Origin of the sequence: Streptomyces sp. NBC_00683 (assembly GCF_036226745.1) — a bacterium.
GTDB lineage: Bacteria > Actinomycetota > Actinomycetes > Streptomycetales > Streptomycetaceae > Streptomyces.
Map to the genome: position 1 here is coordinate 7,835,138 of NZ_CP109013.1, position 25,865 is coordinate 7,861,002.

22 protein-coding genes are annotated in these 25,865 nt (G+C 69.0%); 11 read left to right on the forward strand and 11 right to left on the reverse strand.

The window, feature by feature from the left end:
* Positions 1-20: 20 nt before the first annotated feature.
* Positions 21-1,421, reverse strand: coding sequence for an MFS transporter (locus tag OG257_RS34155; protein ID WP_329213797.1), 1,401 nt, complete (start codon positions 1,419-1,421; stop codon positions 21-23).
* Between the two features lie 661 nt (positions 1,422-2,082).
* Here OG257_RS34155 and OG257_RS34160 point away from each other — a divergent pair.
* A complete protein-coding gene (locus OG257_RS34160; protein ID WP_329213799.1) occupies positions 2,083-2,277 on the forward strand; it encodes a hypothetical protein in 195 nt (64 codons plus the stop codon).
* Positions 2,278-2,454: 177 nt separating this feature from the next.
* Positions 2,455-2,826: a VOC family protein gene (locus tag OG257_RS34165; RefSeq protein WP_329213800.1), complete on the forward strand. Its 372-nt coding sequence runs from the start codon at positions 2,455-2,457 to the stop codon at positions 2,824-2,826.
* Between the two features lie 47 nt (positions 2,827-2,873).
* On the opposite strand, the gene OG257_RS34170 is transcribed toward OG257_RS34165, so the two are convergent.
* Positions 2,874-3,242 carry a hypothetical protein gene (locus tag OG257_RS34170; protein ID WP_329213802.1) on the reverse strand — a complete coding sequence of 123 codons (369 nt, stop codon included), beginning with the start codon at positions 3,240-3,242 and terminating at the stop codon, positions 2,874-2,876.
* A 40-nt stretch (positions 3,243-3,282) separates the two neighbouring features.
* Here OG257_RS34170 and OG257_RS34175 point away from each other — a divergent pair, with 40 nt between their 5' ends.
* The 5 genes from OG257_RS34175 to OG257_RS34195 all read left to right on the forward strand — a co-directional run bounded on the left by OG257_RS34175 (position 3,283) and on the right by OG257_RS34195 (position 7,760).
* On the forward strand, positions 3,283-3,966 hold the full coding sequence (locus OG257_RS34175) for an alpha/beta fold hydrolase (protein WP_329213804.1): 684 nt from the start codon (positions 3,283-3,285) through the stop codon (positions 3,964-3,966).
* 335 nt (positions 3,967-4,301) lie between these two features.
* Positions 4,302-5,003 (forward strand): YciI family protein, encoded by a 702-nt coding sequence (locus OG257_RS34180; protein WP_329213806.1) that lies wholly within the window; start codon positions 4,302-4,304, stop codon positions 5,001-5,003.
* On the forward strand, positions 5,000-6,229 hold the full coding sequence (locus OG257_RS34185; protein ID WP_329213808.1) for an RNA polymerase sigma factor: 1,230 nt from the start codon (positions 5,000-5,002) through the stop codon (positions 6,227-6,229). Before OG257_RS34180 ends, OG257_RS34185 begins: the two co-directional genes overlap by 4 nt.
* Before the next feature lie 282 nt (positions 6,230-6,511).
* Entirely contained in the window at positions 6,512-7,345 is an 834-nt protein-coding gene (locus OG257_RS34190) for a transposase family protein (RefSeq protein ID WP_329213810.1), read from the forward strand.
* 145 nt (positions 7,346-7,490) lie between these two features.
* Positions 7,491-7,760, forward strand: coding sequence for a hypothetical protein (locus OG257_RS34195; RefSeq protein WP_329213812.1), 270 nt, complete (start codon positions 7,491-7,493; stop codon positions 7,758-7,760).
* 942 nt (positions 7,761-8,702) lie between these two features.
* On the opposite strand, the gene OG257_RS34200 is transcribed toward OG257_RS34195, so the two are convergent.
* The gene (locus OG257_RS34200) at positions 8,703-9,299 is read right to left on the reverse strand and encodes a hypothetical protein (RefSeq protein ID WP_329213814.1); all 597 of its coding nucleotides are present in this window, start codon (positions 9,297-9,299) and stop codon (positions 8,703-8,705) included.
* Between the two features lie 184 nt (positions 9,300-9,483).
* Complete coding sequence (locus tag OG257_RS34205) at positions 9,484-9,996, reverse strand: hypothetical protein (RefSeq protein ID WP_329213815.1); 513 nt, start codon at positions 9,994-9,996, stop codon at positions 9,484-9,486.
* 39 nt (positions 9,997-10,035) lie between these two features.
* Between OG257_RS34205 and OG257_RS34210 the strand changes: the two genes are divergently transcribed.
* On the forward strand, positions 10,036-10,686 hold the full coding sequence (locus OG257_RS34210; protein WP_329213817.1) for a hypothetical protein: 651 nt from the start codon (positions 10,036-10,038) through the stop codon (positions 10,684-10,686).
* Between the two features lie 143 nt (positions 10,687-10,829).
* Here OG257_RS34210 and OG257_RS34215 read toward each other — a convergent pair whose 3' ends face one another.
* Entirely contained in the window at positions 10,830-11,153 is a 324-nt protein-coding gene (locus OG257_RS34215; protein WP_329213819.1) for a helix-turn-helix domain-containing protein, read from the reverse strand.
* A 654-nt stretch (positions 11,154-11,807) separates the two neighbouring features.
* Between OG257_RS34215 and OG257_RS34220 the strand changes: the two genes are divergently transcribed.
* Positions 11,808-14,036, forward strand: a complete 2,229-nt coding sequence (locus OG257_RS34220) for a penicillin acylase family protein (protein WP_329213821.1) — start codon at positions 11,808-11,810, stop codon at positions 14,034-14,036.
* A gap of 1,081 nt (positions 14,037-15,117) precedes the next feature.
* Complete coding sequence (locus tag OG257_RS34225) at positions 15,118-15,867, forward strand: winged helix-turn-helix domain-containing protein (RefSeq protein WP_329213823.1); 750 nt, start codon at positions 15,118-15,120, stop codon at positions 15,865-15,867.
* 142 nt (positions 15,868-16,009) lie between these two features.
* On the opposite strand, the gene OG257_RS34230 is transcribed toward OG257_RS34225, so the two are convergent.
* The 3 genes from OG257_RS34230 to OG257_RS34240 form a co-directional block, all read right to left on the reverse strand.
* The gene (locus tag OG257_RS34230; protein WP_329213825.1) at positions 16,010-16,198 is read right to left on the reverse strand and encodes a hypothetical protein; all 189 of its coding nucleotides are present in this window, start codon (positions 16,196-16,198) and stop codon (positions 16,010-16,012) included.
* A 14-nt stretch (positions 16,199-16,212) separates the two neighbouring features.
* Complete coding sequence (locus OG257_RS34235) at positions 16,213-17,511, reverse strand: ferredoxin reductase family protein (protein WP_329213827.1); 1,299 nt, start codon at positions 17,509-17,511, stop codon at positions 16,213-16,215.
* 405 nt (positions 17,512-17,916) lie between these two features.
* A complete protein-coding gene (locus tag OG257_RS34240; RefSeq protein WP_443054591.1) occupies positions 17,917-19,401 on the reverse strand; it encodes an alkaline phosphatase family protein in 1,485 nt (494 codons plus the stop codon).
* Positions 19,402-19,889: 488 nt separating this feature from the next.
* Here OG257_RS34240 and OG257_RS34245 point away from each other — a divergent pair, with 488 nt between their 5' ends.
* Positions 19,890-20,567, forward strand: a complete 678-nt coding sequence (locus OG257_RS34245; RefSeq protein WP_443054592.1) for an esterase/lipase family protein — start codon at positions 19,890-19,892, stop codon at positions 20,565-20,567.
* Positions 20,568-20,835: 268 nt separating this feature from the next.
* Here OG257_RS34245 and OG257_RS34250 read toward each other — a convergent pair whose 3' ends face one another.
* The 3 genes from OG257_RS34250 to OG257_RS34260 all read right to left on the reverse strand — a co-directional run bounded on the left by OG257_RS34250 (position 20,836) and on the right by OG257_RS34260 (position 25,860).
* Complete coding sequence (locus OG257_RS34250; RefSeq protein WP_329213833.1) at positions 20,836-22,971, reverse strand: cellulose binding domain-containing protein; 2,136 nt, start codon at positions 22,969-22,971, stop codon at positions 20,836-20,838.
* A gap of 252 nt (positions 22,972-23,223) precedes the next feature.
* A complete protein-coding gene (locus tag OG257_RS34255) occupies positions 23,224-24,366 on the reverse strand; it encodes a lytic polysaccharide monooxygenase auxiliary activity family 9 protein (protein ID WP_329213835.1) in 1,143 nt (380 codons plus the stop codon).
* Positions 24,367-25,179: 813 nt separating this feature from the next.
* Positions 25,180-25,860 carry a potassium-transporting ATPase subunit C gene (locus OG257_RS34260; RefSeq protein ID WP_329213837.1) on the reverse strand — a complete coding sequence of 227 codons (681 nt, stop codon included), beginning with the start codon at positions 25,858-25,860 and terminating at the stop codon, positions 25,180-25,182.
* Positions 25,861-25,865: the final 5 nt, after the last annotated feature.

The window sequence follows — 25,865 nt, forward strand, 5'->3', positions numbered from 1 at the left end:
GGCCCCTCGGCGTGAACGGCTCAGGAGGTGCGGGAGTCGGCGGGCAGTGCGGTCCGGGCACCCGGGACGTCTCCGGCACCCTTTCCGGCATCCGCGTCGATGTCGCTGAGGTCCCTGTTCCGCGTCTCCTTGGCGCAGACGATCGCCAGCACCGTGATCAGCGCGGCCGCGATGACGTACAGGGAGATGGGCGTCGACGTGCCGAAGTCCGCGAGCAGGGCCGTGGCGATGAGCGGTGCCGGGGCGCCCGCGGCGACCGACGAGAACTGGGCTCCGATCGACGCACCCGAGTAGCGCATGCGCGTCGAGAACATCTCCGAGAAGAACGCCGCCTGGGGTGCGTACATCGCGCCGTGGAAGACCAGCCCCACGGTGACGGCGAGCAGCAGGCTCCCGAAGCTCCTGCTGTCGATCAGCGCGAAGAACGGGAACATCCACAGCCCCACGCCGATCGCGCCGACCAGATAGACCGGCCTGCGCCCGATGCGGTCGGACAGCGCGCCCCAGGCCGGGATCACGGCGAAGTGCACGGCGGACGCGATGAGCACGGCGTTGAGCGCCGTCTGCTTGCTCAGGTCCGCGGACGTGGTCGCGTACACGAGGATGAACGCGGTGATCACGTAGTAGCTGATGTTCTCGGCCATCCGGGCGCCCATGGCGATCAGCACATCCCGCCAGTGATCACGGAGCACGGCGACGAGAGGCATCTTCTCGGCCGTCGCAGCCGCGGTCCTGCGCTGCTCGGCCTGGGCCAGGGCGGCCTTGAACACGGGTGATTCATCGACAGAGAGACGAATCCACAAGCCGAGAATCACGAGGACCCCGGAGAGCAGGAAGGGGATGCGCCAGCCCCACGCCTCGAAGGCGGAGTCGGACATCAGCGCGGTGAGCGCGGAGAGCACCCCGGTCGCCAGCAACTGCCCCGCGGGTGCTCCGGTCTGGGGCCATGACGCCCAGAACCCACGCCTCTTGGCATCACCGTGCTCCGAGACGAGCAGTACGGCCCCGCCCCATTCGCCGCCCAGGGCGAAGCCCTGCACCAGCCGCAGAACGGTGAGCAGGACAGGGGCGGCCAGCCCGATGGTGGCGTGTGTCGGCAGGAGCCCGATGGCGAAGGTCGCGCCGCCCATCAGCAGGAGGCTCAGCACCAGCAGCTTCTTGCGGCCGAGCCGGTCACCGTAGTGCCCGAACACCAGGGCCCCGAGGGGCCGGGCGGCGAAGCCGACCGCGTAGGTGAGGAAGGCGAGGAGGGTTCCGACGAGCGGTTCGGACCCGGGGAAGAACAGCTTGTTGAAGACCAGCGCGGCAGCCGATCCGTAGAGGAAGAAGTCGTACCACTCCACAGTGGTCCCGACGAGGCTCGCCGCGACGACGCGGCGGAGGTTCGAGGGGGGTGGGGGAGCGGTTGCTGGGGCGGCCATGGATACCACTTCCGGACGGTTGGCGGGGACGTTTCCGTGTCGCCATACCGTAGGAAGGGGCAGGTCAGGGGCGTATGTGGCGGGACACCATAGTTCGGGTGGGCAGTGTGCGGGCTGCCGCTACGGGGAGGTGCTGCGGACCTGGTTTTGCCTTGTGGGGGTGGGCGGGAGGCGGCTGTTCAAGTTGCACTGTTCGGCATGTTTTGCGAGGGCGGTGCTGACTCCCGTGCTGGTTCGGTGCTGACTAAAAGCCCACGTCATCACCCGTCTTCACCTCTCCCGTGCTGACTTGGTGCTGACTACGCTGCGTTGGAGTCGGGCAATTCGGTGCGGAGCGGACGGCTGGAGGTTCTGTTTGGGCGCGTCCGTTCTGCAGACCCGTGAGGCGCGTGTCTCAGTCTCGAAGGGGGCTGTGAGGACGGCGGGGCCGACGCTGCCGCAGGTATGGACCCATCCCGGTGGCGGGCGGGTGGCGTCCTCGGAATGGAGACTGCGAAGGCCGGTTTGCGGCGGCTGAAGAAGGGCTGGCAAGAGGGGCGGCACAACGCGCGAGCGAATCGGACGCCGGCGCTGCTCGGAGCGGCTGGAGCAGAAGCGGTCGATGGAGCTTTGATTGCTTGCCGAGTCAGCGTTGTTGTGGAGTGGGTGCCGCGGAGGCGGGGTGGGCCTGGTCAACGCCGAGCATGTCGTCCTGGGCGCGGCCGGTGCGATTGGGGTCGCCAAGGACTTCGCGCTGAGACCTTTGGCAGCTCAGGCTGGCGGCCTGCTGTCGGGCGAGGAAGCCGAGGGCGGCCTGCACCAGGACATCCGCGACGACTGCACGATCGACCATCCCCGCGTGCGCGGGGAGCAGTGAGCCTCCGCCAACTTGAAACCCCAGGTCAAGGGGCTGGTGTGACCGGTTCTCGGGGTGCTCACGCTGGTCGTGGGCGGCAGTCTGGGGCGTAGATCGTCTGGCAGGGCGGCTTTGCCGATGAGTTCAGCGTCCGTGAACGGTCTACCCAGTGACACGACCGTTCTCGATAGGAGTGCCATGTCCACCATTCAGCCAGTGATCCTTACAGCCGAGCAGGACGTCCTACTCGGCTTCTATACGAAGCTGTTCGGCGCCGAGGAGATCTTCCGGGTACCGGAGGAAGGTCCGGCCTTCTACCGCGGCTTGCGCATCGGCGACACCGATCTCGGGCTGGTGGCCAAGCCGGACCTCGGGGCCGGGGCGGCGGCACCGCGGATGCTGCTCAGTATCGGTGTCGACGACGTCGATGAGACGCTCGGCCGCGTGGTTGCTCTGGGCGGCTCGGTCCGCAGCGGCCCCAAGGACATGCCGTGGGGACAGCGCGTTGCCCACATTCAGGACCCCGACGGTAACCCGGTGAATCTGACCCAGCCGATCCCGGCCCAGTGACACTGTTCCAGGTGCTTGTGCTGGTCGTGGGCTGCCTTCGGTAGAGATCATTTGCCCGCAGTGACCCCGACTTTGACGTTAGAGAACAGCGCGGCTTGGGGCTGCTGTCTGAGGAGTAGATCGTCTGACGGAGCCGGACGGTTCGTTGATTCCTGCTCGCTGGGGCCGGGCGGCCTTCTACGATCCGGTACATGGATCCCGAGCTGCTGGAACGGATCATCGCGTGGCCGGCGGAGCTGGACGAACTCGAGGAACAGCTGGCCAAGCAGCTGACGGAGGTACGAGCCGAGCGGGATGAACTCGCCGTCACCGAACGGGTCCTTGAGCGGATGAGCGAACAGCTCGCTGATGAACGCGCCGCGGCGGCGCCGACGCCCGGACAGGTGGGCGGACGAGCGGTGATGCTCATCCCGCACCCCACGCCGGACGCAGAGGACACGAGGAGGACTGCTGACGATGGCGACCTACGTCCTGATCCCCGGCGCCGCCGGCACCCCGTGGCACTGGCACCTGGTGGAGGCCGCGCTGCGGGACCGGGGCCACCACGTGATTGTGGTTGATCTGCCGAACGACGACGACTCAGCTGGACTGTTGGAGTACGCCGACGCGGTCGTCGACGCCGTCGGCGCTCGGGGCCGTGATGGCGGCGGTGTAGTGCTGGTGGCGCACTCCTTCGCGGGATTCACGGCACCGCTGGTGTGCGAGCGGGTGCGGGTCGACCGGCTGGTGCTGGTAACGGCGATGGTCCCGGCAACCGGTGAGACACCTGCGGACTGGTGGACCAACACCGGTTACGAGCAGGCCCGGCGCGAGCGGGACGCGCACGACGAGGGCCGCGCACCAGACGAGACCGGTCTGTTCTACGGGGACGTACCAGCCGTTCTCGCGGCGGCGGCGCTCGGTCGACAGCGCCGCCAGTCGGGCACGCCCTTCGAGGAGCCGTGGCCTCTGACGTCGTGGCCCGACGTACCCACGACGTTCCTGCTGTGCCGGGAGGACCGGTTCTTCCCGGCCCCGTTCATGCGCCGGGTGGTACAAGAGCGTCTGGGGATCACCGCCGACGAGATCGACGGCGGTCACTACGTTCTCCTCAGCCGTCCTCAGGAACTGGCCGCCCGGCTGGAGGGATACGCACCGTAGAACGCGTTCCACGTGCCGTTCGCCGCGCACCGGCCCTAGCGCCCCGGGTCACGGCGAGGTCTACCCGCGTGATCCGGCCTCCAGGCGCGGGCTCGTCCCGAGCTCTCCAGGGCACCGTCCCCGCGGTGTGCCAGCAACCGGGCGGCGAAGGGGTGCACTTCGCCCCGGTCGCCGGGGCAGGAAGGGGCCGTCGCCCGCGGCCACGCGTGACCCGGACCGCCTCGGCCGCGCTCTCGTCGTCCGACGCGGATACGGTCGTCGGAATCTTCGCCGAGTTGTCGGATTCCGCGAAGGCTCTTCGTCGTCTTCATGAAACACTCGAAAGGAGAACGGTCATGAAGTACGTGTTGTTCGTTGCCACCGACCCCGCCGGGGAACCGACCGACGAGAACCCACAAGCATGGGTCGATAAGTGGAACGACCGCGGCGTCCGGGTCGAGGGAATGCCGCTCAGGCCGGCCGCCGAGACCAGGACGGTGCGCGTCCGCGGCGACCGGGTGCTGGTCACCGACGGCCCGTTCGCCGAGACGACCGAGTGGATCGCCGGATACGACCTCATCGAGGCCGCCGACCTCGACGAGGCGATCGAGGTGGCCGCGTCGCACCCGATGGCGAGCGGCGGACGCATCGAGATCCGGCCGGTCGAACCGATCGACCTCGGACCGGGCACCGGGAACGTCTCGCACGAGGGTGACGCGCCCGCCTCCCGCTTCCTCGGGATCTTCCGGACGGACCCGGGCGCACCGCCCTTCACTCCCGAGCCCGCCGCGGTGGCCGACTGGGTCCGCGACGGTCTCGCCTCCGGCCGCTGTCTCGGCGGCGAGCACCTGCGTCCCGTGGAGGACGCCACGCTCGTGCGCCGACGGGGAGGGGAACTGCTGGTCACCCACGGCGCGTACACAGACGTGCCGGAATGGGTGTCCGGGATCGTGTTCGTCGACGGCGACTGGCAGGAGGCGATCGACTACCTTTCCCGCTGCCCCATGGCGCGGTCCGGGATCCTCGAGCTGCGCGAGTTCTGCACGGACCTCTCGTGAGGGCCGGGCCGGCACAGGTGCGGGCGGCGCTCGCCGAGGCATACCGCGGCGAGTGGGGCGTCGTGTTCGGCACGATCGTGCGCATGACCGGCGACTGGGAGCTCGCCGAGGACTGCGCGCAGGAGGCGTTCGCCCGCGCCCTGCCGGCCTGGGAACAGGAGGGGGTGCCGCGCAGGCCGGGGGCATGGCTGGTGACCGCCGCGCGGCACCGCGCTCTTGACGTGCTGCGTCGCCGGGCGACCGAGCGCGGCAAGCTCTCCGAGGTCGCTGCGCACGAGGCGGTCCGCGAACCGCGGCCGCCCGGGGACGAGCGGCTGCGGCTGGTGTTCACCTGCTGCCACCCGGCGCTCCCCCTCGAATCCCGGGTCGCGCTGACGCTGCGGGCGGTCAGCGGCCTGACCACGCGCGAGATCGCCCGCGCCTTCCTGGTCGGCGAGGACACCGTGTCGCAGCGGATCCTGCGGGCGAAACGCAAGATCGCGGCGGCCGGAATCCCGTACAGAGTGCCACCACCCGGGGCGCGCGCTGAACGGCTGGACGGGGTACTCGCCGTCATCTACCTCGTGTTCACCGAGGGCTACGCACCGAGCGACGGCAGCACCGTCCGCGACAACCTCGCCGAGGAGGCCGTCCGGCTCGCCCGGCTCGTCGCGGCCGAGGCACCCGACGAGCCGGAGACGCGGGGGCTCCTCGCGCTGCTGCTGCTCCAGCACTCAAGACGCGCCGCCCGGCTCGATGCCGACGGCGGGCCGGTCACGCTGGAAAGCCAGGACCGGACCCGGTGGGACCGGACGCTCATCGCCGAGGGCGTGGCCCTGGGCCGCGAGGCCGTCGCGGCGGACGGCCCGTACGCGCTCCAGGCGGCGATCGCCGCGCAGCACGCCCTCGCCCCGGTCGCGGCAGCGACCGACTGGGCGGCGATCGTGGCGTTGTACGATCGTCTCCTCGCCCTGCGCGCGAACCCGGTCGTGGCGCTCAACCGCGCCGTCGCCCTCGGGATGCGCGACGGACCTCAGGCGCAGTTGAACGCTGTCGACGCCCTCGGCTCACCCAAGGCGCTGGCCGGGAACCACGCCGTGCCCGCTGTCCGCGCGGACGCGCTGCACCGCCTCGGTCGCACCCGCGAGGCCGCGGAGGCGTACCGGGCGGCGGAGGTGATCGCCCCGAACGGGGCGATCGCCCGGGAGTACGCGCAGCGGGCCGCCGAGGGGGAACTGGTCGGTTGACTCCGTACGGTGAAGGTTTCCTCCGGCGGACCCCGCACGGTGGCCGTTGCCGCCCGTAGGCTCTGGGCGCCCTCGACCAGGAGTGCGTCGGGCCCATGCTCGACGTCAGCGTGCGTGCCAAGCTGGAACCGCTGCGCGGGAAGCTGGTCCGACTCGTCGATCGCGGCTGGCTGCGGAAACTGCCCGACGGCCGGTTCACCACCCGCCTGTGATCAGGAAGGCCGACACAAGGCGGTGCTGCGCAGTCGTAACCAGGTTGCCCTCGCCAGCCGTTGGAATTGTGTGACGAATACTAAAGAGCGCGCCGAGGACACCTGCCCGCTTACCTATCAGTGCCGTCTGTCGCTGTCCACGCGCACCGTCAACCACCTCGCCGGTCTGCTGCGGCGCCATCTGAAGGTGATTTGGTCCCGATGGCGGATCCTGCCGCCGGGGAAGATCGCAGTGATCGTCCTGGCAGTACTGCGCCACGACCAGCGCCTGGCCGACTTGGCCGGCGGCAACAACGTGTCCGAGTCCACCGTCCGCCGCTGGCGAGACGAGCTGATCGGACTGCTCGCCGCCCAAGCGCCGCGCCTGGGCCGCGCCCTGAGAAGGGTCGTTAAGCAGGGCGGGGAGGCGGTCCTGATCGACGGCACCCTCATCCGCACCCAGCGCCGCACCGGGAAGGCCGACTGGCGGAACTACTCCGGCAAGCACCACTGCCACGGCCTGCACTTCCTCGCCCTCACCGACGAAAGCGGCCGCCTGATCTGGATATCCGCCGCCCGGCCCGGCTGCACCCACGACAACACCGCCGCCCGCCGCGACCGCATCTTGGCCCACCTGCGCGCCGCCGGCCTCGGGGCAGTGGCCGACCTCGGCTTCCGCGGCCTGGACAACGACATCCTCGACCCCGTGGTCGTCACCGGCTACACCGCCAGCCGCACCCACAAGCTCACTCCGGGCCAGAAGACCGCCAACCGCGTCCTCGCCAACGGACGCGCACCGGTCGAGCACGGCTTCGCGCACCTCAAGAACTGGCGGACCCTCACCAAACTCCGCACCGACCCCGCCCGCGCCACCGAGCTTCTGCGCGCCCTGCTCGTTCTGACAAACCTCGAAGTCAACCGTTGACAGACGATCTTCTCAGCGGACTCTCGCCCAGGACCGGCACGAGCTCACAGAGCATCGGTCACACCAGCCCTTTGACCTGCGACTTCAGGCTGACGGAGGCTCAGTGCGTCTCCCGCGCTGCGGAGGCTGTGTTCGACGAGGCGGGTTGGTCGGTGGTGCCGGCGTAGCGCAGAGCCGCCCCTACGGCCAGTCCGAACAGGTCGCAGATGCGGCGGGGGCCGCCATCGGTGGCCTCGGCCTCGTGGAGGAGGCGGTCCTCTCGAAGCCGGAGGCGTGCGGCTCGACGGCCACTCCGCCCGCCGCGGACACTCGTCACGGCGTGGCACAAGCGCGCCAAGCGCACCGGAAGCTGCGCAAGCAGGGCGGCTGGGCACCGAACTGGCCGGTCTTCTGGGAGTACGTCGACGAGGGCTGAACGCTGGGAGGACGCCGCCACCGGGGGCGTCAGCGTGCAGTTCACTGGTGGCGGCGACGCCGCCCGTGGAACCGCGCGGGGAACGTCGACGACCAAGTAGTGGGGCTGCGCGAGCCCCAGGAACATCAAGAGCCGCTGGTGGACCAAGGTGCCACGATTTTTGCGGTGGCCGGCCCAGGAGCAGGAGTGAGAAATGCGTTGCGTCAACTGTGGACAAGAGACGGAGTATGAACGCCAGCCCGGCATCGGGGGCTCACCGGAGATAGGGTTGGTGCACGTCAGCAGCGGTATGACGGCCTGTTTTCCGGAGCGTGGTCCGGCAAGCCCGTCTGTCAAAGCTCCGGTGCCACCGCACATCCGCCGAGTTCTGGAGCGGGGACCGCGGTTGCCTCCGCCGCCACCACCCGGATTCCTGATCGAGGAGGACGGGCCCGGTTCGGGGGAGTGCAGTCCAACGGCACCGTGACGTCCGTGTCGCGCGGGCTGCCCCAGCCGCCGAGCGCTGTCCGACCCGGACCGTAGCCTGACCGCTGTCCGCACGACACAGGAGGTACGTTCCGTGGATCCCACGACCGCCTGCTTCATTCAGGTCTTCTCACGCAGAGCAAGGCCGCCTGCGCCATCGCCTCACGGGCCGGCACAGGCGCGGAGAACTGACCGAGGATCAGTATCGCGCGGTCCTTGGCCCGTTTACCGCCGCTGGCTTCGCGGTGCCCGAGCGGGACAAGTAGTACTCCAGGTGGTTGCGTGATGTCCGGCGGGTTCGTTGGCGGAACGCCGTCAGGTGTCGTGCCTGGTGTCAGGCGTGTCACGTGCCGGGCATCAGGGACCACCGCAGGCGTCGCTGGGACTGGTCCGGCGACGCACCCTGGCCGCCCGACAACGTCTGCCCGGCCGCGTGATGGTTTGGCGCAGGAGCAGCTCTTCGAGCCGGGGCGGCCGTCAGGCGTTCGCTCCGCCGTGGTCGATGTCGAACGTTTCGAGCGGCGTGCGGGCGCCGTCGCGGAACGCGTCGAGGCCCGTCTCGAAGTCGACCGCGGACCCCGCGAACAGCGTCGATTCGTCGGGTGCAACGTAGATCTTGCCTCCGCCGCGTACGGCGTGCACGAGGCAGACGCCGAGCCCGTCCGGCAGCTCGATGACGTTCAGTACCGGGTCGGTCCTGAGCTGAGCGAAGTGCGCTCTGCCCACCACTATGAGCCGGTCGACGCCCTCGGATGCCGCGTCGCTTCCGCCTGCGGGAGTTGGCAGTGGTGCCGTGCGGTCCTCGACCGTCTCGACCGCGTAGCCGGAACGCTCGGCAGCGTCGAGGAATGCATGGAGATCGGATGCCTCGCGCAGGAGCGCTCCGAGCTCGCCCTCGCATTTGGCCACGTGGAACGTTGCGGTGGCGAACGGATGCGTGACCGGTGCTTCCCCTGGCAGCGGCGGCGGGGTTGAGGTGCTTACGAGCACCCCCGGTTCGCCCTTGAGTTCCATCGCGAGCCGCTTGCCGTGAAAGAGGCAGTACATGCGCACCGACCCGGTTGTATCACTCACGACGTCTGCTCCGTTTCCTATTTCTGCCCGTAGAGGGCGAACAAACCCGGCGATGACTTCAAGCCGAAGAACTACTGGTATTCGACCAACCATCAGGTCGTTATCTCGGTGTTGAACAGTTATGACGCGTTGGCGGTGCCGTAACCGAAGTCGTCGGGGTGGCCGTATGCGATTTGGGCACCGGTCAGCTGGCCGGTGGTGGCGGCCAGGGCCAGCGTCTCACGCAGTTGGTCTGCCTTGTCTTTCTGGCGGCCTGGGATGTCCCCGGCGAGCAGCAGGACCTGGCGGTGCTTGAGTACGGCCTTGACTCAGCCGGCGGGCGGCCGCGGGAGTGTGCCGCGGTAGAACAACTCCACGGCCGGGTCAGCACCTCGAGCAGCAGACGAGGCTGCAGCAGACGGCCTTCAAGGGGCTGGAACACCGCGACAGCTGTCCATTCCTGCAGCGGTCCGGCGTCGTCGAGTTCGGCCGTGACCAGGCGGAAGCCGTTCTGCAGCACGGTCTGTATGAAGAGGTTGCGCGGCTCGGCTTCGTGGGGGTCGGCGTTGGTGGGCGGCGTCATGACCGTACGGAGGATGAGCAGCGGCGGGGCGTCCACGATGCCCGCGGTCATCGTCATGTCGATTCCGACCGAAGGCTCGTGGAGTGCTTCCTCCTCGGGATACATCGGGATGATCCGCGACGGCGCCCAGTGCATGATGGATCCAGAGCCGCCGACTGCCCGTAGCCTTCCTCCATGCAGGCAACTTTGATGATCTACGACGGCACGGCCGCGCCCGATGCAGACGTGCCACGTACCGGGGGTGTGCCGCTGGCCCCCGAGGGGTTCACCTGGCCGGTGTGCGGCGACCACTGCGGAGGCCCGATGCAGTTCTTCGCGCATCTGCCGGTCGAGTACGGCGTCCTGTCCGTGTTCGTGTGCCAGAACGATCCGGGCGCCTGCGAGATGTGGGACGCGACCTCCGGGGCGAATCGGGTCCTTCTTTTCCCGCCCACGGGACTGGTACCGGTGGCCGTACCCGAGAAGGGTGTGACACTGCTGCCCGCAGTGTCGGCGATCACGACCCGAGTTGTGACGCTCGAACCCGAGGAGGATGACGGCGACGATCTCCCGCGCGGCACATACGACCTCGCCCGTTCAGGGTGGAAGCGGGAACCCGGCGAGAGGTTCGGGAAGCAACGCGAGGTGCTCGGATCGCTCGGCGGCAGCCCCTCCTACCTGGACGACGACCGGTTGCCCGGGTGCCCCTCCTGCTCCGGCACGACGGAATTCGCTGCACACTTGGAGGAAGGGATCGACCAGCAGACCGCGATGAAGCTCGGCGGCCAGTTGGGCTACGTCTTCGTCTGCCGCCCCTGCTCCGAGGGCACCTTCCTCACGGACTGAGCGCGCCTGTGGCGGCAGGCCCCGCCGCCTACGCGGACTGGCCGAAGTCAGGGCCCCGATTCGAGCAGTGGGCGACCGCTCTTGGTCCTGAGGCCACACGCTGGGCGGTGGCGGCAGAGCTCTGGCGAGAGGCCCTGGCCGTCTCAGACTGCGGTCGGTGGGTTCCCCGATTCGGCCATGCGGTGGTGTTCGGCGTTGATGCGCTGTGCTTCTTCGAGGATGACGATGCGGCAGGCGGCCTCGATGGGAGTGCCGTGGTCGACGAGTTCGCGGGCGCGGGTGGCGATGCGCAGCTGGTAGCGGGAGTAGCGGCGGTGTCCGCCGGCGGAGCGGAGCGGGGTGATGAGGCGGGCTTCGCCGATGGCGCGGAGGAAGCTCTGGGTGGTGCCGAGCATGTCGGCGGCCCGGCCCATGGTGTGGGCGGGGTAGTCGTCGTCGAGACGGCCGAACGGGTCGTCTGCGGTCATCGCACCTCTTTCTGGTACACGTGAGGGGCCCTGGTGCCTATGGCACCAGGGCCCGAAGGAACTGCTACACCATCTGCCGGCCCTGGTACTGCGCCGACCTTCTGTGTCCGCCGTCCCGACCTGAGCTGGGTCGGGGGTGCGGGGATCGCGGTTGCTTGACCGGAGACCACCTCACTATCGATGTCCTGCGGAACCCGGACTCAGGCGTCCGTCTGGGCGATCCTGATGGCGCTCGGTTCCTCCGGTCTTTGCACGGTGACCAACTGTCTACCAGTGGGGGACTGGGAACTGCTGGTACTGCTGGTGATGCGAACTGCTCTGCGGCCTCAATCACCGCCGCTCTTCGGCAGCCAGCCCCGTCGCCCGTCCTGCGTCTGCTCTGAGAGTGGTGACGTGTCGGGAGCGGGGCGCGTCGGGTGAAGAGCGAGGTCTTGTCTGTGGGCGGTCAACCAGATAGGACTGTTCTTGTAACTGATCATCGGGCGGTGACACCTGTACATGTCGCCTGCTCGGCGATGCCGTGTGCGCGGAGAGGGCGGTGCCGTGAGGTCGGCCGATGCCATGGCGTCACGGCCGCCGGATACGCGGTGCCTCAGGTCGACGTCTTCCCTCGGGTCACGGACCGTTGAGGCTTGTAGGGAAATGGGGCAACTCATGCATGACGCGCAGTTCACCGGGGTGGGCCGACGTCGCGTCCTCGGCACGGCGGCCGGGCTGGCCGTCGGCGCGGCGGTCCTGCCTACCACGACGGCGGTCGCGGCGGACTCCGCTCCTACCGCCGCCCGTTGGCGCAGACACGTGGGACGCGTGACGATCACCCGGGACGACTGGGGCGTCGCGCACGTGATGGGCGAGAGCGACGCCGACGCCGTCTTCGGAATGATGTACACCCAGGCCGAGGACGACTTCAACCGAGTCGAGACCAACTACCTGGTCGCTCTTGGCCGCCTCGCCGAAGCCGAGGGGGAAAGCGCGATATGGAAGGACCTGCGCCAGCGGCTCTATCTCGACCACGAGGAGCTGCAGAAGGCACACGCGCGCTGCCCGGCCTGGTTGCGGGCGCTGACGCAGGCGTGGGCGGACGGACTGAACTACTACCTCGCCACTCATCCCGAGGTGCGCCCGCGGGTCATCCGCCATTTCGAACCCTGGATGCCGCTGAGCTTCTCCGAGGGCAGTATCGGCGGCGACATCGAGTCCATCCCTCTCAGCCAGTTCGAAGCCTTCTACAGCAGGCGGACCCTGCCGATGACCGAAGAGGAACTCGGTCTGACGTTCCGGGAACCCACCGGCTCGAACGGCATGGCGATCGCACCGAGCCACACCCGTGACGGTCACGCGCTGCTCCTCATAAACCCGCACACCAGCTTCTTCTTCCGCGCCGAGCAGCATGTGACGAGCAAGCAAGGCCTCAACGCCTACGGCGCCGCCACCTGGGGCCAGTTCTTCATCTACCAGGGCTTCAACGCCGACACCGGCTGGATGCATACCTCCAGCGGCGTCGACAACATCGACAACTTCGCCGAGACGATCGTGACCGGCGACGACGGCAAGTACTCCTACCGGTACGGCGACGAGCTGCGCCCCGTGACGACGAAGCAGGTCATCCTCTCGGTACGCACCGAGGACGGCGGCCAGGAGGAGCGCCGGTTCACTACCTACGCCACGCACCACGGCCCAATCGTCCGCGAGGAGGACGGCAAGTGGATCGCGTGCGCGCTCATGAACAAACCGGTCGACGCGCTGAAGCAGAGCTATCTGCGCACCAAGACGAGGGACTACGACGAGTACATGGGTGTCGCGGAGCTGAAGGCGAACAGCTCCAACAACACTCTCTTCGCCGATTCCAAGGGCGACATCGCCTTCCTGATGCCGCAGTTCATGCCGAAGCGTGACGGGCGCTTCGACTACCTGAAGGCCGTTGACGGCAGTGACCCGGCGACCGATTGGAACGGCCTGCACAGCCTGGCGAGCATGCCCCAGGCCGTGAACCCGAAGACGGGCTGGGCGTTCAACACCAACAACTGGCCCTGGACCGCTGCGGGGGACGACAGCCCCGACGCGGCCGACTACCCGCGCTACTTCGACCGGTTCGGCGAGAACCCTCGCGGGCCGCAGGCGATCCGTGTGCTGAGCGCGCGCAAGGACTTCACCCCCCGGACGCTGATCGACGCCGCCTTCGACCCGTACCTCACCGCGTTCGCCCGGCTGATCCCCGGCCTCGTCGCCGCCTGGGGCGCCCTGCCCCGGAGTAGCGGGCGCAGGAAGCGGCTGTCCGCCCCGATCGCCCTGCTGCGTGGCTGGGACACCCGTTGGTCCGCCAAGTCGACCGCCATGTCGGTGGCCGTGTTCTGGGGCGAGGACCTGTGGGCCATGACGGCCCAGGCGGCGGCGGACGCCGGGCTCTCCGGCTGGGACTACATGGCCGACCGCGCCTCGGACACCCAGCGCCTCGATGCCCTGGGCACGGCAGTGGCCCGACTTGAGCGGGACTTCGGCAGCCAGGAGGTGCCCTGGGGCGACATCAACCGCTACCAGCGCAACGACGGCGCCATCGTCCAGGAGTTCAGCGACGACAAACCGAGCGTCCCGGTCCCCTTCGCCTCGTCGCGCTGGGGCTCGCTGGCTTCGTTCGGGGCCAAGAGCTACCCGGGTACGAAGCGGTACTACGGCACCAGCGGTAACAGCTTCGTCGCTGTGGTGGAGTTCGGGCCGCGTGTGCGCGCCTGGGCGGTGACGGCGGGTGGCGTCAGCGGCCACCCCGACTCGCCGCACTTCGCCGACCAGGTCGGGCGCTACGCGAGCGGTGACCTGCGGCGGGTCTACTTCTATCCCGACGAGCTGAGGGGACACGCCGAACGCAGGTACCGGCCGGGCGACTGAGAGAGCGGGCGGTCCGAGCGGAGGAGGGCGGTGTGTACGTCGCCCTCACCTGCGCCGGCGGTCAGGCGTCGCCGCGGCTTCGAACCGGCCCCGGCCCTCGAACCGACCGCGGCGCCCGACGGGCCGACATGGCCAGGTGTCCTGGTCAATCCTCGTCGCGCCAGGTGGACGGTGATGTCGGCGGCCATCTCGAACCTGTCCGGCAGGACCCGCATGATCTGGCGGAACGCTTGCTCCCGCTCCGCCGTCGGCAGGACCAGATAGGCCGAGACGGTTGAGAGATGACTAACCTAGGCACTGTTTCTCGGATCACGTTCTGAGCCAGATGACAAGGGCTGCGAGTGTGACGGTGCCGAGGTAGATGTAGGCGCGCGAGGTTGCCTGCGAAGTCCGGAGATTGACTACGGTCTGTGACTTCTGCTTGCCATTGCATCGTCCTTCTTGTTTCGTGTCGAGGTCTTGTCTGCCTGGTCAACCGCACCGTTCAGTTCCGGTGCTGGTTCCGTGCTGACTTCCGGACTGCTGATGAGGCAAAACCGCAGGTCCTAGCCCCGTCCGGATGAGTTGTCGTACCACTCCACAGTGGTCCCGACGAGGCTCGCCGCGACGACGCGGCGGAGGTTCGAGGGGGGTGGGGGAGCGGTTGCTGGGGCGGCCATGGATACCACTTCCGGACGGTTGGCGGGGACGTTTCCGTGTCGCCATACCGTAGGAAGGGGCAGGTCAGGGGCGTATGTGGCGGGACACCATAGTTCGGGTGGGCGGTGTGCGGGCTGCCGCTACGGGGAGGTGCTGCGGACCACTTCTCCGCGTTGCGGGGTCGGCGGGAGAGGGCTGTCCGGGTTGCACTGTTCGGCGCCTACGGGTGGCCGTGGAGCCTCTCCCCGTCATGAAGCGCGATTCGGGCGCGCTCCGAAGTGCGGCAGCCGGACAGGGCGGGCGTCATATGCCTATCCGGGGAAGTGTTGAGCAAGCGCTTTCGCGAGGTCTAGACCACTGATACTTTTCATCGCGTGTCCCGCGTGACGTATACACATTCCGTGATGTGAGGTCAGTTGTGTCCCAGTCCCATGCTCCCGCCGTGCAGGCGTTGCCCGCCTACTTACGCATCGCGTCCCACCTCGCCCAAGAGATAGGGGCCGGTCGATTGCCGCAAGGAGAGAAGATCGGTCCAGAGCGTGCCCTGGCCGGGCAGTATGGAGTCAACCGCGGAACAGTACGCGCCGCGCTGCATCATCTGCGTCAGCAGCGCCTGGTCGTGACCGACTCCCGCGGCACCCGTGTGGCAGCTCGGGAGCAGCACGGATCTGCCACCGGCGGAGAGTCGATGGAGCCCGAATTGGTTGAGGCTGCGTTCCCTGGAGTCGAACTGGCCCGGGGGTTGCTCCACGTCGTCCCGATTCCGCAGTCCGTGGTTCCAGTCCTCGGGCTGGAGCCCAGAAGCCCGGTGCTCGTCTACCGGTCCCTGTCCACGAGCGGCTGCGGAGATCGTGGATGGGACACCACCACCTACTTCACTCCAGCGACAGTTGCGGAGGTCCCTCAACTGGCCCGCTATGTTTCGCGCATACCTGTCGCCAACCCCGACCTCAGGCTGCTCCGTCACTGGATGGAGGAGGCGGGTCTCGCCGTGGCGGTCAACGAGTCGATCACCTTCACACGGCCTGAACCGCACGAACCCGAGCGCCAAGCGCTGACCGTGGCCGTCCGCCGCCGGCTGTCGGACCAGAACAAACGACTGCTTGCTCTCACGGACATCGAGTTCTCACAGGAATGGAGGAGAATCACGCTCCATCATGCCTCCGCTACCCGTCCGCACGTGGGAATGTGACGCTGGGTCGAATGCGGCCTGCGTCCCGACGCCGGCATCCAGTACGAGCCTCAGTGCGGCTTGCCAAGGCGTTCCGACCACTACTGGCGGGGCCATTCCGTATAGCTTCGTCAGGCGTAGAGGTCCGCCATCAATTGCGGGATTACTGAGCGACGTCTGAGGTTCCTGCGGCGGGTGAGCGGTCCGGGGCGGGTGGGGCGGACGGGTTGACGGTGAGGGTCAGCAGCGTTGCGGCGAGCGCGCTCGCTCCGACCAGCCCGGCGGCGAGCTGCCGGCGGGATCGGCGGGTGGCGCCGGGGCCGGCCTTGCGGGGTCTGCGGTGACGTGCCATGAGGTTCCCTGCCCCTAGTAGATGAAGTTCTCGGAGTGGATGCGCTCGGCGGGAACGCCCGCCCTGGTGAGCGCGGCGGTCGCGGCGTCCGCCATGCCCGGCGGCCCGCACACATACACGTCGTATTCGGCGAGGTCGGGGAACAGAGTGCGCAGCGCCTGCGGCGCGAGCGGGTCGAAGGAGGCGTCGGAGGGCCCGAGCAGATAGTGGAGCCCGGCCTGCCGGGTGCGGGCGATGGCCTCCAGCTCCTCGCGCAGGACCAGTTGGGCTGCGTTGTTCGCACGGTAGAGGAGCGTGATGTCGCCGGGGCCGCCCGGCAGCGTCTCGAACAGTGCCCGCATCGGCGTGATGCCTACACCGCCCGCGATGAGCAGCACCTTGTGCCGCGTACGGCGGTGGGCGGTCATCGCCCCGAACGGACCGGTGGCCAGCACCCGGGTGCCCGGCTTCAGCCGCCGTATCCGCCGGGTGTGGTCGCCGATCGCCTTGACTGTGATCCGCAGGGTGTCGTCGCGGACGGGCGCGGAGAGTGAGAAGGGCAGCGCGGTGCGCCAGAGCCTGCGCTGGAGGAAGCGCCAGCGGAAGAACTGGCCGGATTCGGCCTGGAGTTCGTCCAGGCCGATGCCCTGCATGACGACGGAGACGACATCCGGGCCCTCACGGCGAACCTCGAGGACGCGCAGGCTGTGGCGCAGCGCCTGGAGCGCGGGCACGACGCCCCGGTACCAGAGCAGCAGCACCGCGACGGTGGCGTGCAGCATCGACCACACCCAGACAGCAAGGACACTGCCCGCGATGTCGGGCCCCACGAGCTGATGGGCGAAGGCAAGAGCGGCCACCAGATAGGTGAGCAGATGCACGGCCCGCCAGGTCTCGTGCGAGATGCGCCCGCGTACGGCACGCGCGGAGGTGACGCCGATGACGGCCAGGAGCGCGGTGCCGAGAGCGGCGGCAGCGATCCCGTCGTATCCGAGCAGGTCCCTCACGGCGGAGAAGAGGTCGGTGCCGGTGTGGGCGGCGTATCCGCACAGCGCGAGGACCATGTGCGCCAGGCACAGTGTGAGGACATGCCGTCCGCCGCGCCCGTGGTACCGCGCGAGCCGGTCGGCTCCGACGCCGTGTTCGATCGCGGGCACGCGCGCCATGAGCAGCAGCATGACGAGCACGCCGTAACCGGCGAGCAGACCGGTCAGATGGGCGGCGGTCGCCAAGAGCGCGTCGAGCCGCGCCGAGGGCTCTACTTGGGCGGCCCAGAGAGCGACGACGCCTGCGGCACCGCCGCCGAGCGCCGCCTTCAGACCGTGTGGCGACACACGCGGGGGCGGCGCGGGTTCCGGTACACGGGTGCGCGCTTGAACCCGTCCCTTCGGTTGCTGCGTCGCCAGATACGCCGCCAGTGCCGGGGATTCAGCAAGCCGGGGATTGTCAGTAGCCTCGATCGTCACCCGGCGAGACTAAAGGCGCAGGACCAGGGAAAAGAGGCTGGTCAGACGCCCATCCGGGTTCCTTAAGGTCCCCTTGAGGATCCGCTGACCGCTGATTAAGCCGAGGGCAGATGGCTTGTGGTTGGTTGCCCGCGGTGGCCGGCTCTAGGTGGCCGCCCTGGCCGCACGGCGACTCGACCACTGAGTCTCGATCCGCCACTCCTGGCGCGTGACACCGACCGGGGCGGGCCTGCGCGGCACGCCCCGGTCCGAGTGGGCGGACGGAGCGGACTGTCAGGCGACCCAGACGTTGTCGACGGTCCAGTACCAGTTGTTGCTGCCCGAATAGCGAAAGCGGATCTGGACGTCGGTGGCACCCGCCGGGACCTGCAGCGGGATGTTCTGCCACTGGGCGACGCTGTCGGCGCTGAAGCTCTTCACCACGGTGGGCGTTCCGCCGTTGTAGGAGACAAGCACCTCGGCCTTCTGGCCCGTCTCCTGGCGGTAGTGCGTCTGGAATCGCAGGGACCGTGAAGTGCCGCCCCCGACTGTCCACTTGGGGCTGACGAGCGTCGAGTCGTACGAGCCGGTGAAGGACTTGTCGGCCCACTCGTCGGAGTCGGCCACCGCGAAGACGTCACGCGAGCGGACGCCCAGCTCACGCCACTGGTCGCGCTCGGCCTGGCTCCAGAACTCGTCGGTGGCGAATGCCCAGCCGCGCCACTCGGTGACCCCGCCGGTGCCCATCTTCGAGTTGTCGACCGACCAGCCGCTCGGCGCGGTGTGCGTGAAGCCCTTCACGCCGGCCGGGCTGCCGGTCTCGTCGACACGCGCCTGGAGCTGCGGCCGCAGCGCGTCGAAGGCGTCGTTGTCCGGGGCGTCCAGAGGGGTGCCGTCCACCGCGCTCGTGGAGACCCCGAGCTGCTTCAGGGCGGTGGCGGCAACATCCACCAGTCGTACGTCATGGCGAACAGAACCGGGCGCGATGCCCGCGCCCTTGGCGATGACGAAGGTGCCGCGCTCCTTGATGCTGGAGCCGCCGTGGCCGCCGCCGTCGGTGTGGCCGTGGTCAGTGGTGACCAGGATCTTCCAGTTCTCCTGGGAGTACGTCGGCCGGGATGTGACTCCGGTGAGCACCTGACCGACGAGCGCGTCGACCCTGGCGATGGTGTCCAAGTACGCCTGGCTCGCGGCGCCGGAGCCGTGGCCGGTCGCGTCGATCTCGCCCAGGTAGACGAACGCCGCGTCCGGGTTGCCGTTCTTCAGCTCCGCGGCTGCTGCGGAGGCGATCTTCGGGTCCTCGTTGCGGTACCCGTTGGCGTCGCCCTTGAGGCTCAGCCGCTTGTCGACCTTGGCGGAGAAGATCGGGCCGTTCTGGTCGGTGGAGGTGATGGGCTCCCAGTCAGCGGCCGCATAGGTGTTGAGCGCCGGGTCGGCGTTCTCCATGCGCGTCAGGAAGTCGGGGTACGTGCCGAACTGCTTGCCCGTGAAGGAGTTGTCCTTCACTCCGTGCTTGTCGGGCCAGACACCCGTGGCGATCGTCGACCAGCCGGGTCCCGAAGAGGTGGCGGCCATCGGAGGGGCGTAGAGCTTGCTCTCCGCCGTCAGGCCCTCGGCCATCAGCCGCTTCAGGTGGGGCGCGTCGGCCGCCTTCACCCGGTCGAGATTGACTCCGTCGAGCCCGATGACAAGGACTTTGTCGGGGCTCGCCGCTGCCATGGCGGGGGCGGAAAGCTGGGTGGATGCTGCGAGCAGTGCGACCGCGATGGCGGACACCATGAGGGTACGACGGCGGTGTCCGGGCAGAGATATGGGCACGAGCGCCTCCATGGGGGTCGTGGCGATGGGCCCGGTCCGCGACCCAACTGGGCCTCGGACCAAGACCGTTACCTTGGCGCTGGTGATCGGCGCTGTCCAGAGAGTGAACGCACGCGGTGGATTCGGAGTGACCGGTCAGCTTCCGATGGCCGACTTCCAGGCGACGATGGTCTCGGTGCACCTGGCCCGCGGCCAAGCCTCGGAGGCGGTCGCCCTGATCCCGATTGGGGCCGCGGCCCGGTACACGAACCGCCGTGGCGGGCCGCAGCGATCAGCGGCCGTCGTCAGCTCCCGGGCCGGCGTGACCGCGGGTAACAACTCTGCTGCGCAAGGCTGTTCATCTGTACCTCAAGGGCTCACCATTCTTCTCACTGCTCGTGTTGAACACTCGTGGGTAACAAGAGTGAGGGGAATCCGTGCCGACGGTCCGCACCAGAATCGCTCCGCTCATTTCCGCCGTACTGCTCGCCCTGGCGGCCGCGCTCCTCATCCCGCCCACCGCCTCGGCAGCGCCACCGGAGCATGCCGCAGCCGCCCGGAACCCGGTGATCTTCGTCCACGGCTACAACGCCGACCCTGGCGTGTGGGGCGGCCTGCGCGACGAATTCAAGGCCGACGGATACACCGATGCCGAGCTGTTCTCCTGGGGTTACGACAGCAGCAACTCGGTGAACGAGGTCCTCGCCGGCGAGTTCGACTCGTACGTCGACGAGGTCCTCGCGCAGTCGGGTGCCACGAAGGTCGACGTGGTCGCCCACTCCTTCGGCAGCCTGGTCACCCGCTGGTACGTGAAGTTCCGCGGCGGCACCTCGACGGTCGACGACTGGGTCTCGCTCGGCGGTCCGAACCACGGCACGTACATCTCCTGGGCCTGTGTGATCTGGGACCAGGCATGCCGTGACATGAGCCCGGGATCGTACGTACAGGACGAACTCGCCGACGGTGACGAGACGCCCGGCTCGGTCGACTACGCGACTTGGTGGTCGAACTGCGACGAGGTCATCAACCCGGACAGCAGCGTGCTCCTCAGCGGCGCGACCAACAACGCGGCCGGCTGTCTGGACCACAACGAACTGCTCGGCGACGACGGTGTCTCGCAGGGCGTGCGCGCCTTCCTGGCCTCCTGAGCGCAGGCACCCGCCGGTCCGGCTCCGCCCCTGAGCGCGAGCTACGGCCGGTCGGCGGCGGGGCTGCGCCGGTGCTGGGCGGGGGACGTCGCGGTCCGCTTGCGCTGTGGAGTGGCGCCTTGCGTACAAGGAGGGCTGTGGCGTCACAGCCGTGGGACGGCCTGGCTCGTATGCTCGACCAGTTGCGATCAGCACGTTCTTGAGCCGGATCGGTGACCGGTCCGCCCGGGGCAGGTCGTCCTGCCGCTGCTCCCGGGCGGACCGGATCTCAACCGCCTGAGCAGACAGTGCCGTTGAGCCGGAAGCTCGTCGGATCGGGGTTGGGGCCGTCGTTGGCGCCGACGAAGCCGAAGGAGGCAGTCGACGCGCCGTCCGGGGCCAGCGGCCCGGCGCCCTCGGGCGCGGTCACACGTACGTGCCGACCGGTCTGCTGGAACGTGGCGCTCCAGCCGGAGGACACCGACTGGCCGTCGGTCGGCCAGTCCCAGTCCACGGTCCAGCCGGTGATCGGGGTGTCCGAGAGGTTCTGAACGCTGACCGTGGTCACGAAGCCGTTGCCCCAGCTCGTGTCGCGGTGGAAGGTCAGCGCGCAGGCGGCGTCCGGTGGGGTGCCGGTGGTGAAGGTCAGCGGATCGGACGGGGCGGATATCCGTCCCGCGGCGTCGGCCGCCAGCACGTTGACCGTGTGGGTGCTGCCCGGCGGCAGATTCCGCAGGGTCACGGACGTGCCGGTGGTCTCCCCGACCAGCCGGGTGTGCGCGCCGTCCCGCTCCTGGACCAGGTAGCGGGTCGCACCGGCCGCCCCCTCCCACGACAGGCGCGCGGTGGAGTCGGTCACCGCCTCCAGCTTCGGGGTGCCCGGAGCACCGGCGGCCGAGGCCCCGGGCCCGGTGCCCGGCTGCGGGGTGACGGTGACGGTGAGCATCGCGTACGGCGGCACGGTGACCTGGGAGGCGGACGCCCCACTGCCGGTGACATCGGTGATGTCGCTGTCGCCACGGGCGTAGCGGCTGACCTCGGGTGTGGCGGCGGACGGGATGAAGCCCGCGTATTCGAGGTCCACCGTCCGTGCTGCGTCGGGGTTCTTGTTGATGAGCAGGACGCTCAGGCGCCCGTCGCGACGGCGCACGGCGTGCGCGGAGACTTCCTGCGCGGAGGACGAGGCGGCGACCATGGCGTCGCCGGCGGTGCCCAGTTCGCTGGTCATCTTCATGCCGTAGTAGGGGTGGAACGGCGTGTTCGCCGCCGGTTGGCAGACGTCACCCGTGCAGGAACCGCCGGACAGCATGCCCATGTCGCCGTAGTCGGTTTCGCCGTCGACGGTGGTGATCTCGCCCGGGCCGTTGTGGGTGTTCCACCAGTCGACGTTGAACACGCCGTTCTCCAGAGCCGTCATGAAGGCATCGGCGGCGAACAGACCGTTGGGACGGGCGGTGAGCCTGGCTCCGCCGGTGTTGGTGTTGACCTCGGTGAGGGCGATGCCGATGCTCGGGGAGTCGGCGCCCGCGTACCGGTCGATCTGGTTGCGCACCTCCCGCAGTTCGCCGGGCAGCCGGGTCAGCCGCGTCAGGGCGGCGTCGGCGGTGGTGTCGGAACCACCCGCGTACCAGTGGACGCTCACGAAGTCGATGACGTCGGTGACTTCGGAGAGCACGGTGCGGTTCCAGTCGCCCGGATCGCCGTCGCCGACGACGCCGTCAGGCCAGTTGCCCGGGGTGGTGAGGACGGCGCCGATCTTGATGGTCGGGTCGACGGCCTTCATGGCGGTGGCGTAGGCGCGGACCTGACGGGCGTACTCCCGGGGGCTCTTGTCCGCGTGATCGTCGTGCTCCCAGCCGCTGCCGTAGTGGCCGTTGCCGTAGATCTCGTTGCCGATCTCCCAGTACTTCGCGTCGTAGTCCTTGGTGACGTTCGCGTACCGGACCCAGCCGGCCGCCTCCTCGGGCGTGCCGGAGCCGTAGTTGGCGGTCAGGATCGGCTGCGCCCCGGTGGCCCGGACCGTGCCCATGAAGGCGTCGAAGCCGGTGCCGGGGGCGACGTACCCGCCGGGCGCGGTGTGCGTCTCCCAGTGGTAGATGTCGGAGTACGAACCTCCCGGGTAGCGCATCGCCCCGACGTCGGCCGTCTTCATGAGGGCGGCCACTTCCGGGTCGTTCATGTGCGAGTCCCAGACAGCGGCGTTGACGCCACGGGCGGTGTCGGACAGCCGGCCGAGCGACGCCTGCGTGTTGACCCGGACATCGACGTCCGCGGTCGGCGCATCCTGCTCGGTGGCGGACGCGGCACCGGCGGCGCCGAACGGGGACAGCAGGGCGAGCGTGGCCGCCAGAGCGGCGGCGGTGCGTGCGAGGTGACGGGGGCGACCGGCGCGGGCCGGCCCGACGGGTCTCTGCGGTAAGGCCATGGGGGGTCCTTCCTGGGGTGCCGTCGACACGGCCTGGCCGGCGGGTGCCGGGCAGGCCGTACGACCGGACGGGCGGGCGGGCGCCGCCGCGGCGGCAGGACGCTTCTCTCCGTGATCAGGGGAACGGGGGTGCGACGTTCGTGGACTCGCGGGTCGGCGCGGTGCGTCGAGGTCCTGTGCCGTCCTGAGCACGGAGGGACGGTGGTGCCGGTTCCCGCACGGTGCGGGAACCGGCACTGCTTCACTCAGCGGCTACGGGTTGACGCAGACGATCGAGCCGATCGGGAAGTCGTTGCCGGTCGATGTCGCCGTGAACCCGAAGGTGACGCTGCCGTCCGGCGGGATGGTCCGGTTGTAGTCGAGATTCTTGACCGTGAGCGAACCATCGGACCCCGTGGTCAGCGCACCGTTCCACACGCTGCTGACCTTGGCGCCCGCGCCCGGTGTCCACTTCACCGCCCAGCCCTCACGCGGCGTCGTGCCGTGGTTCATGACCTCGACGGAACCCTGGAATCCGCCGCTCCACGAGTTGGTCACGCTGTAGACGGCCATGCAGCCGGAGTGCGGGTCGGTGGGTGTAGGAGTAGGCGTAGGTGTGGGCGTGGGGTCCGGAGTCGGTGTCGGCGTCGGCGTCGGAGTCGGAGTCGGAGTCGGAGTAGGCGTCGGCGTGGTGCCTGAGCCGCGGATGCCGGTGACTTCGCCGTTGCCACCGTCGAAGACGATGTCGGAGCAGGAGAAGAAGTTCTCCTGGCTGTCCGAGCGAACCCACTGGATGAACATCACCGCGTCGCCCGAGCGGCCCGAGGGCAGGTTCAGGTCCCAGTAGTAGTGGCCGCCGTCCGCGCCCGGCGAGCCGGTCTGCGGCGGGTTGGTGACGGCATCGATCAGCTCCAGGTCGTCCCAGCCCAGTTCGGTGGTGGGTGAGTAGCCGGGCTTGGACAGGTACACCCGGAACGAGCCCGGGTGCGCTGCCCAGTTGCTGTGCTTGACCTGGATCGTGTTCCCGGACGTCAGGTGCGTCCGAGGCCAGTCGCCGCGGGGGGCGTTGTATCCGGTGAAGTTGTACGGCGACCGGTCGCCGGCGCTGCACAGCTTTCCGTCCGGGACGTAACCCGCTCCTCGCCCACCGGCGTTGGAGTCGAGCACGGCGAACCAGTTGTACAGCGCGGTCGCACCGCTCTCGTTGAGCGCGGCCCTGCACGCCGGGTTGGTCGGGTCCAGGGCGCCGGTGCTGGTCTTGGCGTCCAGCATGCAGAGGTAGGTACGCGACCCCGGCGTCATCGTCACGCCGTGCGCCTGCGCGTCGCCCTGGCCGAGGAGCGTCAGGGCTAACCCGCTGAGCAGCGTCGCGAGCACCGTTGCCAGGGAGGCAAGTTGTTTCCTGCGTCGAGTCATGGTGTCTCCTGTGCCTGTGTGGGGAATTTCTTCCGGTTGGGCTTGTCCCGTGCGGTCACCGTCCGGTGGTGGAACCCTCGCCGTCCGGGTGAGGCGCTTTCCTGACGGGCGAGGGGTCTGGGGGAGTGCGGGGATCAGACGGACGGGGTGCCCGGGCGAGCTCGGCGGGGAGTTGGGTGGGGGCGTCCACGGCACGTGGTTGTGGGCCGCAGTTGTTGTACGGCTGTAGGCGTCGGCCTCGCCGGAGGCGGACCGGACGGACTCGGCCGTGCGTCGGAGCGTGTGCGGATCAGTTCCGGCGCATCCGGTGCCGTCGGGTCCGGGGCCGGTCGCCGTCACGGCGCCGGAGATGGCCTGAGGGTGCCCTCCACGCGTCAGGGGTCGCGGCCCCTACGGTGGCGGGAGCGGCGAACTGCGCGCGGTACTCGGGGCCATGCGGCAACGCTCGCATGCGGGGCCTCTCTGGGAGGAATGACCGGATGGGCGATCAGGGAACCGGGAGCGCACGAGCACCAAGAATGGGAGCGCTCCCACCCGCTGGTGTGTAGGAATGTAGGAGCGTCGCGTGTCCCTGGCAACCCATCGGAACAAAATGCTTCGCACGGATTCTGAAGAGGCAGGTCGGGGACGGCTGACAGAAGCGGCGGACCCCTCGGAAGGTCCCTTTTGGGAGCGCTCCCGAAGGTGTTCCTTGGAGGTGCTCGAGGGCCTGTCAGGTGGCGGGTCTGTCGTGCCAGGTGTCGCTGGGAGTGTTGACCGGTGGGGTGCGGAGCCTTCGCACCCCACCGGTCATCGGTCCCCGCCTCAGGTCCGTCAGCCCTGGATCAGGTCCCGGAGCGCGGTGTTCAGTTCGAGTACGTTCACCCGGGGCTCGCCCATGAAGCCCAGGAGCCGGCCCGTCGTGTGATCGGCGACGAGGCCCTCGACCTCCTTGACGGGAAGGTCGTTCTTCTCCGCGACCCGGTGGACCTGGAGTTTCGCGTACGCGGGAGAGACGTCCGGGTCCAGACCGGAGCCGGAGGAGGTGACGGCGTCTGCCGGTACGTCAGCGGGCTTCACCTTGTACGAGGCCGTGGAGTTGTCCTTGACCACGGCCGCCTTGGCGTCCGTCACCCACGTGATCAGGTCCTCGTTGTCGCCGGAGCGGTTGGTGGCGCCGGAGAGGATCAGGGAGTACTTCGTGTTGACGCTGTTGCTGCCCAGGCCGTTGGAGGGGCGCGGCTGGAACCACTTCAGGTCCGGTCGTGCGGCCTCCTCGGCATCGTCGGGGTTCCGCTTCGGCAGGTTGTACGTCTGGCCGATGAGGGAGGAGCCGACCACGCTGCCGCTCCTGTCCTTGATCTCGGAGCCGTTGGCCCGGTCGTGGAACAGGGCCTGGGCGACGGCGGTGACGGCGAGCGGGTAGATCACCCCGCACACCAGAGTGAGGACGAGCAGGGCCCTCAGCCCGGCCCCGAACAGGCGAACGGTGTTGCTGACGGAGGTGTTGGTCATGGCGG

Bases quoted from the DNA above. Each gene is read 5' to 3' on its own strand.
- OG257_RS34260 (WP_329213837.1), bottom strand. From the start codon at position 25,860: ATGACCAACACCTCCGTCAGCAACACCGTTCGCCTGTTCGGGGCCGGG.
- OG257_RS34210 (WP_329213817.1), top strand. From the start codon at position 10,036: ATGCAGGCAACTTTGATGATCTACGACGGCACGGCCGCGCCCGATGCA.
- OG257_RS34230 (WP_329213825.1), bottom strand. From the start codon at position 16,198: ATGGCACGTCACCGCAGACCCCGCAAGGCCGGCCCCGGCGCCACCCGC.
- OG257_RS34175 (WP_329213804.1), top strand. From the start codon at position 3,283: ATGGCGACCTACGTCCTGATCCCCGGCGCCGCCGGCACCCCGTGGCAC.
- OG257_RS34215 (WP_329213819.1), bottom strand. From the start codon at position 11,153: ATGACCGCAGACGACCCGTTCGGCCGTCTCGACGACGACTACCCCGCC.
- OG257_RS34165 (WP_329213800.1), top strand. From the start codon at position 2,455: ATGTCCACCATTCAGCCAGTGATCCTTACAGCCGAGCAGGACGTCCTA.
- OG257_RS34250 (WP_329213833.1), bottom strand. From the start codon at position 22,971: ATGGCCTTACCGCAGAGACCCGTCGGGCCGGCCCGCGCCGGTCGCCCC.
- OG257_RS34205 (WP_329213815.1), bottom strand. From the start codon at position 9,996: ATGCACTGGGCGCCGTCGCGGATCATCCCGATGTATCCCGAGGAGGAA.
- OG257_RS34240 (WP_443054591.1), bottom strand. From the start codon at position 19,401: ATGGTGTCCGCCATCGCGGTCGCACTGCTCGCAGCATCCACCCAGCTT.
- OG257_RS34255 (WP_329213835.1), bottom strand. From the start codon at position 24,366: ATGACTCGACGCAGGAAACAACTTGCCTCCCTGGCAACGGTGCTCGCG.
- OG257_RS34155 (WP_329213797.1), bottom strand. From the start codon at position 1,421: ATGGCCGCCCCAGCAACCGCTCCCCCACCCCCCTCGAACCTCCGCCGC.
- OG257_RS34220 (WP_329213821.1), top strand. From the start codon at position 11,808: ATGCATGACGCGCAGTTCACCGGGGTGGGCCGACGTCGCGTCCTCGGC.
- OG257_RS34180 (WP_329213806.1), top strand. From the start codon at position 4,302: ATGAAGTACGTGTTGTTCGTTGCCACCGACCCCGCCGGGGAACCGACC.